Source organism: Anaeromyxobacter sp. Fw109-5 (assembly GCF_000017505.1).
Taxonomy (GTDB): Bacteria; Myxococcota; Myxococcia; order Myxococcales; family Anaeromyxobacteraceae; genus Anaeromyxobacter.
The window spans coordinates 4,594,163-4,608,545 of record NC_009675.1; the positions used below are offsets into that span (position 1 = coordinate 4,594,163).

14 protein-coding genes and 1 pseudogene are annotated in these 14,383 nt (G+C 72.7%); 3 read left to right on the forward strand and 12 right to left on the reverse strand.

The genetic code is table 11. The features are described 5' to 3' along the window. Position 1 precedes the first annotated feature (1 nt). A pseudogene (locus ANAE109_RS24445) lies at positions 2-157 on the reverse strand (JAB domain-containing protein); the annotation flags it as partial. Positions 158-291: 134 nt separating this feature from the next. On the opposite strand from ANAE109_RS24445, the gene radC reads away from it, so the two are divergent. After that, positions 292-960 (forward strand): DNA repair protein RadC, encoded by a 669-nt coding sequence (gene radC / locus ANAE109_RS20195; protein WP_012098748.1) that lies wholly within the window; start codon positions 292-294, stop codon positions 958-960. A 153-nt stretch (positions 961-1,113) separates the two neighbouring features. Here radC and ANAE109_RS25055 read toward each other — a convergent pair whose 3' ends face one another. From ANAE109_RS25055 to ANAE109_RS20205, 3 genes are all read right to left on the reverse strand, one after another. Continuing rightward, positions 1,114-1,893 carry a collagen binding domain-containing protein gene (locus ANAE109_RS25055; protein WP_158305919.1) on the reverse strand — a complete coding sequence of 260 codons (780 nt, stop codon included), beginning with the start codon at positions 1,891-1,893 and terminating at the stop codon, positions 1,114-1,116. An 831-nt stretch (positions 1,894-2,724) separates the two neighbouring features. Then, positions 2,725-3,393, reverse strand: a complete 669-nt coding sequence (locus ANAE109_RS20200) for a RadC family protein (protein WP_012098750.1) — start codon at positions 3,391-3,393, stop codon at positions 2,725-2,727. Continuing rightward, entirely contained in the window at positions 3,390-4,040 is a 651-nt protein-coding gene (locus ANAE109_RS20205) for a RadC family protein (RefSeq protein ID WP_041448553.1), read from the reverse strand. Before ANAE109_RS20205 ends, ANAE109_RS20200 begins: the two co-directional genes overlap by 4 nt. 262 nt (positions 4,041-4,302) lie before the next feature. Between ANAE109_RS20205 and ANAE109_RS20210 the strand changes: the two genes are divergently transcribed. Beyond that, positions 4,303-5,667 carry an NHL repeat-containing protein gene (locus tag ANAE109_RS20210; RefSeq protein WP_012098752.1) on the forward strand — a complete coding sequence of 455 codons (1,365 nt, stop codon included), beginning with the start codon at positions 4,303-4,305 and terminating at the stop codon, positions 5,665-5,667. Positions 5,668-5,831: 164 nt separating this feature from the next. Here the strand turns inward: ANAE109_RS20210 and ANAE109_RS20215 are convergent, their stop codons facing one another. The 5 genes from ANAE109_RS20215 to dapC form a co-directional block, all read right to left on the reverse strand. After that, positions 5,832-6,434, reverse strand: coding sequence for a YceI family protein (locus tag ANAE109_RS20215; RefSeq protein ID WP_012098753.1), 603 nt, complete (start codon positions 6,432-6,434; stop codon positions 5,832-5,834). Between the two features lie 137 nt (positions 6,435-6,571). Next, positions 6,572-7,237: a hypothetical protein gene (locus tag ANAE109_RS20220; protein ID WP_012098754.1), complete on the reverse strand. Its 666-nt coding sequence runs from the start codon at positions 7,235-7,237 to the stop codon at positions 6,572-6,574. Between the two features lie 53 nt (positions 7,238-7,290). Continuing rightward, on the reverse strand, positions 7,291-8,376 hold the full coding sequence (dapE, locus tag ANAE109_RS20225) for a succinyl-diaminopimelate desuccinylase (RefSeq protein ID WP_012098755.1): 1,086 nt from the start codon (positions 8,374-8,376) through the stop codon (positions 7,291-7,293). 4 nt (positions 8,377-8,380) lie between these two features. Then, on the reverse strand, positions 8,381-9,205 hold the full coding sequence (locus tag ANAE109_RS20230; protein WP_012098756.1) for a 2,3,4,5-tetrahydropyridine-2,6-dicarboxylate N-succinyltransferase: 825 nt from the start codon (positions 9,203-9,205) through the stop codon (positions 8,381-8,383). Then, positions 9,202-10,353: a succinyldiaminopimelate transaminase gene (gene dapC / locus ANAE109_RS20235; protein WP_041449483.1), complete on the reverse strand. Its 1,152-nt coding sequence runs from the start codon at positions 10,351-10,353 to the stop codon at positions 9,202-9,204. Before dapC ends, ANAE109_RS20230 begins: the two co-directional genes overlap by 4 nt. A gap of 54 nt (positions 10,354-10,407) precedes the next feature. Here dapC and sthA point away from each other — a divergent pair, with 54 nt between their 5' ends. Continuing rightward, positions 10,408-11,853, forward strand: a complete 1,446-nt coding sequence (sthA, locus tag ANAE109_RS20240) for a Si-specific NAD(P)(+) transhydrogenase (RefSeq protein ID WP_012098758.1) — start codon at positions 10,408-10,410, stop codon at positions 11,851-11,853. A 4-nt stretch (positions 11,854-11,857) separates the two neighbouring features. Here the strand turns inward: sthA and ANAE109_RS20245 are convergent, their stop codons facing one another. The 3 genes from ANAE109_RS20245 to ANAE109_RS20255 all read right to left on the reverse strand — a co-directional run bounded on the left by ANAE109_RS20245 (position 11,858) and on the right by ANAE109_RS20255 (position 14,381). Next, on the reverse strand, positions 11,858-12,013 hold the full coding sequence (locus tag ANAE109_RS20245) for a hypothetical protein (RefSeq protein ID WP_234945195.1): 156 nt from the start codon (positions 12,011-12,013) through the stop codon (positions 11,858-11,860). 290 nt (positions 12,014-12,303) lie between these two features. Further along, entirely contained in the window at positions 12,304-13,428 is a 1,125-nt protein-coding gene (locus ANAE109_RS20250; protein WP_012098760.1) for a hypothetical protein, read from the reverse strand. Between the two features lie 2 nt (positions 13,429-13,430). After that, a complete protein-coding gene (locus ANAE109_RS20255) occupies positions 13,431-14,381 on the reverse strand; it encodes a ParA family protein (RefSeq protein ID WP_012098761.1) in 951 nt (316 codons plus the stop codon). Positions 14,382-14,383: the final 2 nt, after the last annotated feature.

Sequence of the window (14,383 nt, forward strand, 5' to 3'; positions counted from 1 at the left end):
CTCACCGTCGCCACCGCCCCGCCTCCACGAAGCTGTAGTAGCCCCCGGCCGCGACGATCACGTGATCGCGCGCGAGCACCCCGACCAGCTCCGCCCCGGCGCGCAGCCGCTCCGTGAGGTCGGCGTCGTCCGGGCTGGGGGAAGGATCGCCGCTTATGGAGAGCTCTCCATAAGCGGCGTTATGCGGACCTCCGCGTTATGCGGAGCGCCCATCGGGATCGCGCGTGGGCGTGCGATTCGTGCGGTTCGCAGTCGGCATAATCGGGACGCAGCGGCAGTCGAGGTGCGGTCGTGAGCAAGCGATCCGCCGAGGCCGTCCATGAGCGCATGCAGCAGGTGGGACTGCGTGCGCTGTCGGACGCGGAGCTGCTCGCTATCCTGCTCGGGCCTACCGCAGGTGTGAGATCGATCCGCGACGCCGCCCAGCGGCTGCTCGATGCGCTGCCGCTGTCCCAGATCGCCTGGGCCCCGCCGGAGGAGCTACAGCAGCAGCCCGGCATCGGCCCAGCGAGGGCGGCGGCAATCGCCGCCGCGTTCGAACTCGGCCGGCGCGGAGGATGGTCGCCGCCGAAGCGGGGCGAGCGGATTCTCGACCCTGCGCGGGTGTTCGAGCTGATGAGGCCCCTCGCGCACGCCGAGCGGGAGGAGTTCCACACCGTGCTACTCGACGTGCGCGGGCGGCTCATCAAGACAGTGAAGATCGCCGAGGGCTCGCTCACGCAGTGCCCGGTGTCGCCCCGAGACGCGCTGCGCGAGCCGGTCCGGAGCGGCGCGCACGGGGTGGTGTTTGTGCACAACCACCCGAGCGGCGGGGACCCGAGTCCGAGCGCGGACGACGCGGATCTCACAGAACGCCTGCGCGCCGCGGCCGAGCTTGTCGGCGTGCTCGCGCGGGATCACGTGATCGTGGCGGCGGGCGGCTACTATAGCTTCGTCGAGGCGGGGAGGTGGCGGCGTTGAACGAGCTTCTCGGGCCCGCGACTGCGTCATTGCGCGCGCGGGCCCGAGCCGCGGCCCGTCCGTTAGGAGAATCCCGTCAGGGCCATCACGCCTGACCGACGCGGCCAGGCGTTCCTGAGGTGTCGACGTCAGCGGGCCTCGAGCCGTGACCGGTCACGGCGTGAAGCACTGGAGCAGCAGTTCGGAGCAGGTGTCGTCCGGCCCGGCTACGCACTGCCCGGACGGCCCCGACACGCCCGCCTGCGGCGGCTCACATGCGGTCGCTGAGTATCCGAGGAGGACGCACCCCGCGCACAGCGTAACGGTCGGGCACGAACGGTACGACCACCCGCAATCACCGCCCTCACCGCGCTTGCACGGGCCGGGGCCGCCGATGGTACCGTCGGTGCACAGGTAGTTCGGCGCGCCCATGGCGGGACCGCAGGCATCGGGGGTGCACCCGTCCCAATACCTCGCACTCGCGTAGGCGGTGAAGTCTTGCCCGGTGACGTTCGCGCTCGTGATGCTGATGTCCGAGCTCGGCGGCGAGAACGCGTACGCACTGTCGCTCGGCGTCACCGTGTAGCTGCCATTCGCGAGACCACTGAAGCTGTAGTTCCCGTTTGCATCCGTAGTCGTGGAACGGGTCGCCGTCCCGGATAGCGAAATCGTGAAGCCCGCGCCTCCCCGCACTGTGCCCGAAATGCTGTACATCGCGCTTGCGTAGGCGGTGAAGTCTTGCCCGGTGACGTTCGCGCTCGTGATGCTGATGTCCGAGCTCGGCGGCGAGAACGCGTACGCACTGTCGCTCGGCGTCACCGTGTAGCTGCCATTCGCGAGGCCACTGAAGCTGTAGTTCCCGTTTGCATCCGTAGTCGTGGAACGGGTCGCCGTCCCAGATAGCGAAATCGTGAAGCCCGCGCCTCCCCGCACTGTGCCCGAAATGCTGTACATCGCTGCGGGACTCGGATCGGTCGCGTCGGCTCCGCAGCCCGTGAGGTCAAGAGAGCCCAGGCAAGCGAACAGTGCAGCGCACGCTCTGACATCCGCTCCGAAGATTCCGGTTAGGCGGGCCCGCGCACTCAAGAACGTTGGTTCCCGCGACGCGGCCGCCATGCTTCCCTGTGAAGAAGCGCGCGGCATGATCGTACCGTGAGAACCACTCATGGCCACATCCTCCGCTCTTCAGAGCACTGCGATCATGACGAAAAGTGAATACGCATGTCAACGGGTGGGCGGCCGGCCTGCTCCGGCATACAGCGTCGACGGGGCCGCATCTCGATGTAGGGATGTGGTGCCGCTGATCCTGTATGAGTCATCCCCCCCCCGGCGGCCGCCGGGACAGCTATATTATGCCCCCTTCATCCACACTCACCTCCCTCGGCTTCCCACACGGTGAATAGGCGCAGGAGATCGGGCGTGGGCGAGACGGTGGACCCACGCCTCGCGCTTCCAGCAGATACCGTGCGTTGCGCGCTCCTCATCGCATCCCATCCGTGCGGTGATGGCGCAGACTTCAGGCCGCCGCTGGTGCCGCTCATCACCGCAACGGTGCGGCGCGGCGAGGCAGCGCCCGCGGAAGGGGCCCCTCACCCCCCCGGCGTCCCTGTCGCTCCTCGTGGAGCGCGCCCGAGTCTCCACGCGAGGGAGCTCGGCGCTGGGATAAAGAGCGTGGGGCCGGTCGGCGACGTGGCGCCCCTTTCAGCGCGCCTCCGCGCACCTCCTCGACGGCAAGGGGATGCAGGCGATCAGATGACGCAGAAGCCACCATTGCCGCCTGCGATGTCACCTCCTCCAGCGCCCCGCCTCGACGAAGCTGTAGTACCCGCTCGCCGCCACGATCACGTGGTCCCGCGCGAGCACGCCCACGAGGTCTGCGGCGGCCCGTAGCCGATCCGTGAGATCCGCGTCGTCTGCGCTCGGGCTCGGGTCCCCGCTGCTCGGGTGGTTGTGCACGAAGACGACGCCGTGGGCGCCGATCCGTACCGGCTCGCGCAGCGCGTCCCGCGGCGACACGGGGCACTGCGTGAGCGAGCCCTCGGCGATCTTTACGGTCTTGATGAGGCGCCCCCGGACGTCGAGCAGGACCGTGTGGAACTCCTCGCGCTCCGCGTGGGCGAGCGGCCGCATCAGCTCGTACACCCGCGCCGGATCGAGCACGCGCTCGCCGCGCTTCGGCGGAGCCCACGCCCCGCGGCGCCCGATCTCGAAGGCGGCGGCGATCGCGGCGGCGCGCGCCGGCCCGATGCCCGGATGCTGGCGGATCTCGTCCGCCGACGCCCAGGCGAGCTGCGACAGCGGGACCGCGTCGAGGAGCCGCTGCGCGGCGTCGCGTGTCGAGTTCACGCCTGCAGTCGGCCCGAGCAGGATCGTGAGCAGCTCCACGTCCGCGAGCGCGCGGACGCCGAGCTGCTCCATCCGCTCGTGGCACGCCAGGGCAGGTCGCCGGCTCACGACGCCACCTCGGCACCGGCGAGATTATGCGGACGATCCGACGCGGCGATCTCACGCCAGAGCGCGATCGCGGAGGCCGCTGCACATAACGCGGAGGTCCGCATAACGCCGCTCGGGTGGTTGTGCACGAACACGACGCCGTGCGCTCCCTCCCGCACCGCCGGCCGGAGCGCGTCGCGCGGCGAGACGGGGCACTGCGAGAGCGAGCCCTCCGCGACCTGGACGGCGCGCAGGAGGCGCCCGCGCACGTCGAGCAGCACGACGTGGAAGCCCTCGCGCTCCGCGTGGGCGGCGTGGCGGAGCAGCTCGGACACGCGGCGCGGGTCGAGGCAGCGCTCCCCGCGCCGCGGGGGCGACCACGCCGCGCGCCTGCCGAGCTCGAAGGCCGCCGCGATCGCGGCCGCCCGCGCGATCCCCACGCCCGGCGCGCTCGCGATCGCGTCGGGCGGCGCCCAGGCCAGCTCCGCCAGCGGGATCGCCTCGAGGAGCGCCAGCGCCGCCGCGCGCGGGGACAGGCGGGACGAGCCGGCGCCGAGCAGGAGCGCCACCAGGTCCGCGTCGGAGAGCGCCCGCGGTCCGTCGGAGAGGAGCCGCGCCCGCGGGCGGTCGTGGGCGGGAGCGGCCGTGTCGGAGACGATGGGCGGCATGCGGCGCCGCCTCAGCAACGGGTGTGCCTCCGCCAGATCCGAGCGGGGTGAGCAGGCGTTCAGGTGGAGGGGACGCGCCGCGACCTGGACCGGGCGCGTCGCGACCGCTCCTCGAGGTGGGGCGCGGATCCGGGCGTCCGGGCACGCTCCTCCTCACGCCCTCACCCGGGAGCCGGACGGAGAGCGGATTTGCGCTTATAGTGCTGGCCTCGCTCGATGCCTGGCCGTTGGCGCGTCCACGGCCACGCCCGCAGAGGTGTTCATGCCCGGTCCGCTCGCCCGAACCGCCCTCGTCGCGCTGGTCGCCTGCCTCGCTGCGCCGCTCGCGGCAGGCGCGGCGCCCGAGCGCGCGGGGCTGCGCCTGCAGGTGGAAGTCGTAGGGCTGCCCGGAGACGTGGGGGCGCGGGTGATCGTCACCGGTCCCCGGGACGTCCGCACCACGCTGACCGCGAGCGCCACGCTCGAGGTCCTCGCCCCCGGCGCGTACACGATCGCGGCCTCGCCCGTTCGGCTGGAAGGCGTCTTCGTGGACTCGCTCTACGAGCCGGAGCGCGGCTCGCTCCGCGCCGTGGTCGCGCCCGGGAAGCCCGCCACCGTCACGGTCCGGTACCGCCTGCGCGGCGGCTCCGGGCTGCTCTGGATGGCGGCGGCGAACGACAAGGCGGTGGTGGGCTTCACGAGCTCGGAGCTCGGCGCCGGCGGCAAGGCGGCGGGGCGGAAGGTGTCCGACGGCGGCCGCACCACTCGAGGCCTCGCCTTCGACGCGAACGGCGACCTCTGGATCTCGGGCGACTGCAGCGGGACGCTGAGCCGCCTCCCGGCGGCGCAGCTCGCCGCGAGCGGCGCTCGCCAGGCGGCCGTGGTGCTGAAGCCGGCGGGGCCGGGACGGTGCCTGGACGGCCTCGCGATCGGGCGCGACGGCCGGCTGTGGGCGGCGGACCGCGCCTCGGGACAGCTGCTCGGGTTCTCGCCCGCCCAGCTCGCGCGCTCGGGCGCGGTCGCGCCGGAGGTGGTGATCCAGTCGCCCGATCCGAAGCGTCCCAAGCTGCGGAACCCCTGCGGCCTCGCCTTCGACGCCCGCCAGAACCTGTGGGTCTCCAACACCGACGGCGGGGACAGCGTGGTCATGTACGCGCCCGCGCAGCTCGCCGCGTCCGGCAGCCCGGAGCCCACGGTCGTCCTCACGTCCTCTGGGAACCGCACGCTCTCCAGCCCGCGCGGCCTCGCCTTCGACGCGAGCGGGAACCTGTGGGTCGCGAACCGCTACGGCCCCATCGCCAGGTTCACTCCCGAGCAGCTGAAGAGGAGCGGCTCGCCCGAGCCGGCCGCGGCGCTCGCCGTGGCGGGGATCGCCAGGCAGACGGAGCTCGTGGGCCTCGCGTTCGACGAGGACGGCAACCTCTGGGTCTCGAACAGGGTGAACCCGGCGCGCCTGGCCATGTTCCGCGCCGCCGAGGTCGCGCGCACCGGGGCCGCGCCCGCGGCGTTCGTGGACGGCACGTTCGCGGCGCCGGGGCACCTCGCGCTCTCGCTGCCACCCCGCGCGCTGCCAGTCGCCCCCGCGGAGGACGCGGACGCAGACGAGGCCCGGGCCGGGGCCGGCGGCCCCGCCGACGCTCCGAGGTGACCCGCCCGTCCCTCCGCTCACCGTGAGGCTGTCGAAGGTGAAGCGGGTGGTGGGCTCCAGCGGCGTGGCCCGCGCCGCCGTCACGCGAGCGCCCTCGACACACGAACGCCCCGGCCCGCGGCTGGTCGCGGACCGGGGCGCCCGTCGGGCCGCCGTCGCCCGAGCTAACCGGCGTCCATCGTCTGCGGGCCCTGCTTCACCAGCTCCGCCTCGATCTCGACCTTCACCTCGTCGCCGACCACCGGCCCGGCCTCGACCATCTTGTTCCAGTCGAGGCCGAAGTCCTTGCGGTTGAGCGTGGTCCGCGCGGCGATGCCGCGGCGGGAGTTGCCCTGCATGTCGACGATCGCCGGGGTCGGCCCCTCGACGTCGAGCACCACCGGCTTCGTCACGCCGTTCATGGTGAGGTCCCCCTTCACCTTGAGCTTCCCCCGGCCCGCCTTCTCGACCTTGGTGGACCTGAAGGTGATCTTCGGGTTTTTCTCGGCGTCGAAGAAGTCGGGCGAGCGCAGGTGGTCGTCGCGCTTCTGCTCGCGGGTGTTGACGCTGGCGGTCTCGATCACCGCCTCGACGCTCGACCTCGTGGGGTCCTTCTCGTCGAGCTTCACCGTGCCGGCCGTCTTGCCGAACTCGCCGCGCACGCTCGAGATCACCATGTGCCGCACCGTGAAGCTCGCGTGCGTGTGGCTGGGATCGATGGTCCAGGTGCTCGCCTGCGCGAGCGCGAGGCCCGGCAGGAGCGCCAGGGAGAGGAGAAGCCGCTTCATCAGGAGTGCTCCTTTCGTGCTGCGGAACCGCCGAAGGCGATCGAGAGGAGGCGGCCGTGCTCGGCGGAGGCCTGGATGTAACGCCCGACTGACCCGGATCAAGCGCACGGGCGAGCCCGGATGGGGGGCAGGCGCGGCTACAGCTTCACGCCCAGGCCGGCGGAGAGCCGCAGGAGCTGGTCCTGCTCGAACGCGAGCTCGCCGGCGAGGAACATGGGGCCGAGGTCGAGCCGGAGTCCGAGCGCCACCTGGAACCAGAGGCGCCAGTCCACGTCCGGACGGCCGGCCCCGGCACCGAAGGTGAAGGCGGCCTCGAGCCCGCGCCGGGTCTGGAAGCGATTCGTGAGCCGGAGGAGCATGATGGGCGCCCAGTCCTGGCCGCCGTTGCGGATCTTGTAGCCGGATCCCCAGAGCCCGAGGTCCCCGAACCCCAGCGAGTAGGACACCTCGCCGCCGAAGGCCGAGCCGTCGCCCGCGTCGCCGCTCCCGAGGTCGAACGCCTGGCCGCCCCAGGCGATGAGGAAGAGGCGCGGCTCCCGGTCCTCGTCCTCTTCCTCGCCCTCGCCCTCCCAGCCGTACTCGTCCTGCGCGTTCGTGCGATCGAGCGCGAGGCGGCCGGGAGAGAGCGAGCGGGTCGCGGTCCCGGGTACCCGCCCTTCCGCGGGCTCACCCTTCGACTGGCTCAGGGTGAGCGGCTCCGAGAACTCTGGGCGCGCGAGGTCGGCGCCTGGGATCGCCGCGACGCCCCCTTCACCGACGGCGTCGGCGCTCGAGAGCGCGAGGGCGAGGGCCAGGGCGAGCACGCCCGGGAATCATAGCGGTGTGTCGCGCGCGGTCCGAGTCCCGGGTGAGCCGTTCACTCGGCGGCGAGAAACCGCTCGTAGATCTCGTAGCCTCGCGCGAGCGCGGCGAGCTCGACCCACTCCCCGCGCTGGTGCGCCTGGCTCGTGGCGCCGGGGCCGAGGTTCGCCGCGGGGATGCCGTGCACCGCGAGCCGCGCCACGTCCGTCCAGGCCTGCTTCGGCTCCACGGCGATCCCGGTCCGCTCGAGCAGCCGCTTCACGATCGGGTGCTCCGCGTAGGCCGGGCAGGCCGGAGAGAGGTCCGTGAGCTCCGTCTCGGCGCCGTGGCGCGCGGCGATCGCGACGAGCTCCCTCGCGGCGGCGTCGAGGGAGCGATCCGGCGCGAAGCGGAAGTTGAGGTTCAGGGTGCAGCGGTCCGGGACCACGTTGCGCGCCCGCCCGCCCTCGATGCGCGTCGCGGAGAGCACCTCCCGGAAGCGGAGCCCGCCGCTCGTCGCCTCGCGCGCGGCGCGCGCGTGCAGCTCGGCGAGGAGCGCCCCGGCGCGGTGGACGGCGTTCTCGCCGTGCCACGGGCGGGCCGAGTGCGCGGCGCGGCCGTGGAAGGTGACCGTCGCGTGGATGGAGCCGACGCAGCCGAGCTGGAGCACGTTGTCGGTCGGCTCGAGGCAGAGCGCCAGGTCCACGCCGGCGAGGAGCCCCGGCGCGCGCAGCACGTCCTCGAGCTCGTTCTCGAGGTAGGGCCCCTCCTCGCGCGCGTAGAGCACGAGGACGAGATCGCAGAAGCGCGCCGCGCGCGGCAGCCGCTCGGCGAGCTCCATCGCGACCGCGACCCCGCCCTTCATGTCCGACGCGCCCGGCGCGACCAGCCGGCCGCCCTCGCGGCGGGGCGGGTGGCGGTCCTCGTCGTGCACGGGCACCGTGTCGAGGTGCCCGCACAGCGCCACCGTCGGCCGCCCGGGGCCGCCGTCGCCGTCCACCCGCACGACGAGCGAGTCCTTCACCCGCTCGACGCGCGGGAAGCGCCCCCGCGCCCAGCTCTCCACGGCGTCGCAGAGCGCGCGCTCCTGCCCGATGGGCGAGAGCATCGCGCACAGGGCGGAGGTGCGCTGCGCCAGCGACTCGGCGAGGTCCGAGCTCATGAGCTCACACCTGGACCTCGAAGTCGCGCAGCGCCTGGTTCAGCGAGACCTTCCGGTCGGTGCTCGGGCTGCGCTTGCCGACGATGAGCGCGCAGGGGATCTGGTAGGTGCCCGCGGGGTACTGCTTCGGGCGCGTGCCGGGGATGACCACCGAGCGCGCCGGGACGCGGCCCTTGTGCACCACCTCCTGCGGGCCGGTGACGTCGATGATGGGCGTCGACGCGGTGATGACCACGTTCGCGCCGAGCACCGCCTCCTCCTCGACGAGCACGCCCTCGACGAGGATGCAGCGGCTGCCGATGAAGGCGTTGTCCTCGATGATGTTCGGCCGCGCTCCGGGCGGCTCGAGCACGCCGCCGATGCCGACGCCGCCGGCGAGGTGGACGTTCTGGCCGACCTGCGCGCACGAGCCGACGGTGGCCCAGGTGTCCACCATCGAGTTCGCGCCGACGCGTGCGCCGATGTTCACGAAGCCGGGCATGAGCACCGCGCCCGGCTCGAGGAACGAGCCGAAGCGCGCGACGCCGCCCGGCACGAGCCGCACGCCCGCGTCCTCGAGGTTCTTCTTCAGCGGGATCTTGTCGCGCGTCTGGAACGGCCCGAAGTCCTGGGTCTCCATGCCGGTGATGGCGAAGTAGAGGTTCACCGCCTGCATGAGCCAGGCGTTCACCTTCCACTCACCGTCCACCTTCTGCGCGACGCGCAGCTCGCCGCGATCCAGGCCGTGCAGCGCCTGCACCACGGCCGCGCGGTGGACGGAGTCGGCCAGCTTGTGCTTGTCGCCGAACGCGGCCGTGACGCGCCGCTCGATCTCGTTCCAGTCGGTCATTCCCTCACCCTTCGCCAGGCCTCGATGGCCTCCTCGCACTCCGCCAGCGTGGGCACGAGCGCCACGCGCACGTACCCCTCACCCGCGCCGAACGCCGTCCCCGGCGCGACCACGATCCCCTCGTCCAGCAGCCGCAGCGCGTAGGACGCCGCGCTCTGCCCGCCCGGCACCCGCACCCACAGGTAGAGCGTCGCCTCGGACGCGTCCGCCTGCAGCCCGTGCTCGGCGAAGAACGCGAGGAAGCGATCCCGCTTCCGGCGGAAGATCTCCCGCCGCTCCGCCGGGTGCGCGTCGTCGGACCACGCCGCGGTCGCCGCCGCCGCCACGAACTCCGGCGAGGCCACGCCGGGGTGGCTCCGCAGCGAGCGCAGCACCGCGACGAGGTCCGGGTCGCCGGCGAGGAAGCCGGAGCGATAGCCGGTCATGCCGCTCCGCTTCGAGCAGGAGTGGACGGCGACGACGTTCTCCACCTGCTCCTCGAGCATCGAGGGCGGCGGCGCGCCGAAGTAGACGTCGGCGTAGCACTCGTCGGAGGCGACCACGAACCCGTGGCGGCGCGCGGCCTCCCCCACCCGGCGCAGGTAGTCGCGCGGGGCGACCGCGCCGGTCGGGTTGTGCGGGTACGAGATCCAGAAGATCGAGGTCTCGCGCAGCACCGCCTCGCCGACGTCCTCGGGCTCGAGCAGGAAGCGGCGGGCGGCGGTGAGCGGGACCATCACCGGCTCGAGCCCCGCGAAGCGCGCGCCCACCTCGTAGGTCGGGTAACCCGGGTCGGGCATCACCACCATGCGGCGCGCAGGATCGCCCGCGAACGCGAGGGGCAGGTGGAAGATGGCCTCCTTCGCGCCGGCGCAGGCGAGCACCTGCGCCTCGGGATCCACCGTCACGCCGAAGCGGCGCGCGAGGTACCCGGCCACCGCGCGCCGGAGCGCGGGCGTCCCGAACGCGCTCGGGTACTGCGACACCTCGGGCACGGCGGCGCGGAGCGCCTCGCGCAGGAAGGGGGGCGTCGGCTCCCTGGGATCGCCGAGGCCGAAGTCGAACAGGCGCTTCCCGGCCCGGACGAGGGCGCGGCGCCGCTCGTCCAGCTCGACCATCAGGTTCTTGCGGACGGCGCCGAGGGCGGGGTTCTTCGGGGCGTTCTTCACGAGGACCGACGACAATATCGAACTCCGGCGGGCCGTGCATTATAAGCGACCCCCATGCTCCACTACGACGTGGTGGTCATCGGCTCGGGCCCCGCCGGCGAGAACGGCGCCATCCAGGCGGCGTTCACCGGCAAGAAGGTCGCCCTCATCGAGAAGGAGGCCGTCCCCGGCGGCGCCTCCGCGAACACCGGGACGATCCCCTCGAAGGCGCTCCGCGAGACCGCCCTCGCCATCCTGCAGGCGCGCAGCCGCGACGCGCACGGCATCGAGCTCCGCATCTCCGGGACGGTCACCATCCCCGAGCTCATGGGGCGCAAGGGCCTCGTCACGGCGCGCGAGCACTCCCGCATCCGCGACGCGCTGAACCGCGCCGGCGTCGAGCAGTTCCGCGGGATCGCGAGCTTCGTCGATCCGCACACGATCCGGGTCTCGATCCCCGACGGCGGCGCGCAGGAGCTCCAGGCGGACATCATCCTGCTCGCCCCCGGGACGCGCCCGTTCCACCCGCCGCAGTACCCCATCGACAACGCCCACGTCTACGACTCGGACTCGATCCTCCTGCTCGACCGCGTGCCGCGCTCGCTCGCGGTGCTGGGCGGCGGGGTCGCGGGCTGCGAGTACGCCTCGCTCTTCGGCGCGCTCGGCGTGAACGTCAAGCTCGTCGACTCGAAGGACCGGCTCCTCACCTGGCTCGACGCCGAGATGTCCCACGCGCTCGAGGACGTGTTCCGCTCGAGCGGCATCGACCTGCACCAGCGCAACCGGGCGGCGAGGCTCGATCCCGGCGACAAGGACGTGCTGGTGACGCTGGAGGACGGGGGCCGCATGGTCGCCCAGAAGGTGCTCGTCGCCTCGGGGCGCGTCGGCAACGTCGAGGCGCTCAACCTGCCGGCCGCCGGGCTCGAGGCGACCGAGCGCGGCCTCCTCAAGGTGAACGCCCAGTTCCAGACGGCCGTGCCGCACATCTACGCGGCGGGCGACGTGGTCGGCTTCCCCGGGCTCGCCTCGGTGTCGATGGAGCAAGGGCGGGTGGCGATGAGCCACGCGTGCGGCGGCATCCTCAAGCAGCGCGTCTCGAGCATCCTGCCGATGGGCATCTACACCATCCCCGAGGTGTCCTCCGTCGGCGACACCGAGGAGACGCTCAAGGAGCAGGGGCGCGCCTACGTCGTGGGCCGCGCGAGCCTCACCGAGAACGCGCGCGCGAACCTCATCGGCGAGGCCGTCGGCTTCCTGAAGATCATCGCCGACGCGGAGAACGGCCGGATCCTGGGCGTGCACTGCATCGGCCCGCACGCCTCCGAGCTCGTCCACACCGGCGCCGCGGTGATGGCCCACCAGGGCGACCTGCAGTACTTCATCGAGGCGGTGTTCAACTACCCGACGCTCGGCGAGGCCTACAAGTACGCGGCGTACGACGCCCTCGACCGGATGCGCGAGCGACGCGAGGGGAACGTCTGGCCCTTCGAGCGACCGACGTCGCGCTCGAGGGTGCCGTAGGGCGTCACCTGATCTGGTCGAGCGGCACGTCCAGCAGGCGCCCGTTGGGGAGCATGTTGGGCGGGACCGCGGCCCCCTCGGACGACAGGCGGAAGCGCTCGCAGCGGTCGAAGTCGCCCTCGCAGTAGTACGACTGCCAGACGCGGAGCGACGACTTCATCGCGAAAGCCTTGTAGAGCGGACATCCCGAAACGCGCGAACAGGCCATCTCTTCTCACCCCCGAAGCTCGGGAGCGCGCAGCCCACGCGGCTCCGTCGAGCAGGGTGGATTCTACCCACCGCACGCGCGGATTTCGCCTGGACGACGCGCGGCATGAGGTCGCGCGCCGGGACACCGCTCGCCGCACCCTCAGTGAACCAAACCCGCTCCACCCGGGGGCAGGCGGATCTCGGCGGGCGTGACACCCGGGCGCCGCGGCGCCCACCTCGCCCGACGCCGCGCAGCTCGGCTCAGCCCAGCCGCGCCCGCGCCTGCGCGAGGGCCGCGTGGACCTGCTCGAGCGCGCGCTTCGCGGAGGCGAGCTCGTCGCGCTCGCGGCGGAGGCGATCCAGCTCGCCGGCCAGCTGGTCGCGATCGCGCGCCAGCTCGCCGATGGCGGTGCGCAGCCGCGCGCTCTCGGTGGAGCCGGCGCGCAGCTCCTCGGAGAGCCGCTCGACCTCCTCCTCGCGCTCGGCCCGCAGCCGCGCCTCCTCGTCCGCCTTGCGCGTGACCTCCTCCAGCAGCCTGGCGCGCTCCTCGTCGAGGGCGGCCATCGCCTGCGCGCGCCGCAGCGCCTCGTCCCGCTCCTCCTCGAGGGTGGTCATCTCGCCGAGGAGCTCGGTGAGGACGCCCCGCTTCTCGACGAGCTCCGCGTCGGCGGAGACGAGCCGCTCGGCCGAGGCGCGTGCCTCGCCCGCGGTGCGCGCCAGCTCCGTGCGCGCCTGGTCGAGGTCGGCCCGGAGCGCGTCCTCGCGCTCGCGGGCTCGCACGAGCTCCACCTCGAGATCGCGGACGAGGCCGAGCACGCTCTCGGCCGCCCGGGCGGGATCGCCGGGGACCGGCTCGACGCGCGGCGCGGGGCGCGCGGCCTCGGCGACCCGGCGCTTGATCTTCTCCAGGCGATCGCGCCGGGAGAGGACGTCGTTCTGGGGCTGAGCCTCCTCCGCGGGCGCTCCGACGGGCTCGGCGCGAGCGGCTGCGCGGGTCGGGGTCGCTCGCCCTTCGCCCGAGCCTGCCGACGGGTCAGGGCGAACGGAGCGATCTCCAGACCGCTCGTGGTGAGCCTGTCGAACCACGAGCGGGACCGGGTCGAGGTCGGGCGGGTTCGTCTCCGTCGATCGCCCTTCGACTCGCTCACCCTTCGACAGGCTCAGGGTGAGCGGTGTCTCCGAGCTGTCGTGATCGGCGTTCGTCCCGGGCGGGGGAGCAGCGACCTCCTCCTGCGCCTGGATCGCCGCGCTCACCTCGGCGGCCTCCTCGCCCTTCGACAGGCTCAGGGCGAGCGGATCCTCGCTCGTCGCTCGCGCCTCGGGCGCGGCGCCGGCCTTGAGGCGGGGCCGGAGCTTGGGGACGTTCGCGTCGAAGGCCTTGCGCATGTCTACGCTCCCGCCGCGCCCGCCTCGGCGCAGGCCGCGCGGATGCGCCCGAGGATCTCGTTCTGGACCGCCTCGATGTCGGTCGCGCCCTTGGAGTCGGGGTCGTACCCGAAGATCGGGCAGCCCTCCGACGACGCCTGGGCGAACTTGGTGCACTGGCGGACCACGGAGTCGAGCAGGTAGTCCGCGTAGTGCTCGCGCAGCGCGCCGAGCGCCTCGCGGGCGATCTTGAAGGTCTGGTTGTAGGCGTTCACGACGATGAAGATGTTCTCGAGCTGGTGCGACAGGTCCTGCTCGAGCCCCTGGATCGTCTCGAAGAGGAGGCGCAGCCCGTCGTAGGAGAGGAAGTCGGCGAGCACCGGGATGACGAGATCCGAGGCCGCCATGAGGGCGTTCAGGTTGAGCAGCCCGAACGACGGCGGCGCGTCGAGCACCACGAAGTCGTACTTGCCCTGCACGCCCTGGAGCGCGTTGCGGAGCCGGAACTCCCGGCCGGCGAGCGGCATCAGCGCGAGGTCGATGGTGCTCATCGACAGGTTCGCCGGCACGAGCGAGAGGTTCGGCATGCCGGTCGGGACCGTGACCTCGTCGAGCGGGCGCCGGCGGATGATCACGTCCTGGAGGGTCTGGGTGAAGCTGCCGCCCTCCTTGCCGAGGCACTTCGTGGCGTGACCCTGGCTGTCGAGATCGATCATGAGCACGCGGTAGCCACGCTCCGCGAGCCGGTAGGCGTACGAGGACGAGAGGCTCGTCTTGCCGGTGCCGCCCTTGAAGTTGAGGAAGAGCTGGACGCGCGGCGCGAACGGCTCGGGTGGGCGGCGCAGCTTCGCGCGCAGCACGGGCAGGTCGTCGGGGACGAACCCGTCCCTCTTCCCGAGCGCGCCCTCGATCTGCTTCGACGTGACGCCGAAGATCTCGGCGAGGCGCTTCGCGGTGTAGCGGACGTTCTCCATTC

Coding starts and splice junctions, on each gene's coding strand:
- sthA (WP_012098758.1), top strand. CDS start 10,408: ATGCTCCACTACGACGTGGTGGTCATCGGCTCGGGCCCCGCCGGCGAG.
- ANAE109_RS20205 (WP_041448553.1), bottom strand. CDS start 4,040: ATGCCGCCCATCGTCTCCGACACGGCCGCTCCCGCCCACGACCGCCCG.
- ANAE109_RS20210 (WP_012098752.1), top strand. CDS start 4,303: ATGCCCGGTCCGCTCGCCCGAACCGCCCTCGTCGCGCTGGTCGCCTGC.
- dapE (WP_012098755.1), bottom strand. CDS start 8,376: ATGAGCTCGGACCTCGCCGAGTCGCTGGCGCAGCGCACCTCCGCCCTG.
- ANAE109_RS20245 (WP_234945195.1), bottom strand. CDS start 12,013: ATGAAGTCGTCGCTCCGCGTCTGGCAGTCGTACTACTGCGAGGGCGAC.
- ANAE109_RS20230 (WP_012098756.1), bottom strand. CDS start 9,205: ATGACCGACTGGAACGAGATCGAGCGGCGCGTCACGGCCGCGTTCGGC.
- ANAE109_RS20255 (WP_012098761.1), bottom strand. CDS start 14,381: ATGGAGAACGTCCGCTACACCGCGAAGCGCCTCGCCGAGATCTTCGGC.
- ANAE109_RS25055 (WP_158305919.1), bottom strand. CDS start 1,893: ATGTACAGCATTTCGGGCACAGTGCGGGGAGGCGCGGGCTTCACGATT.
- ANAE109_RS20215 (WP_012098753.1), bottom strand. CDS start 6,434: ATGAAGCGGCTTCTCCTCTCCCTGGCGCTCCTGCCGGGCCTCGCGCTC.
- ANAE109_RS20250 (WP_012098760.1), bottom strand. CDS start 13,428: ATGCGCAAGGCCTTCGACGCGAACGTCCCCAAGCTCCGGCCCCGCCTC.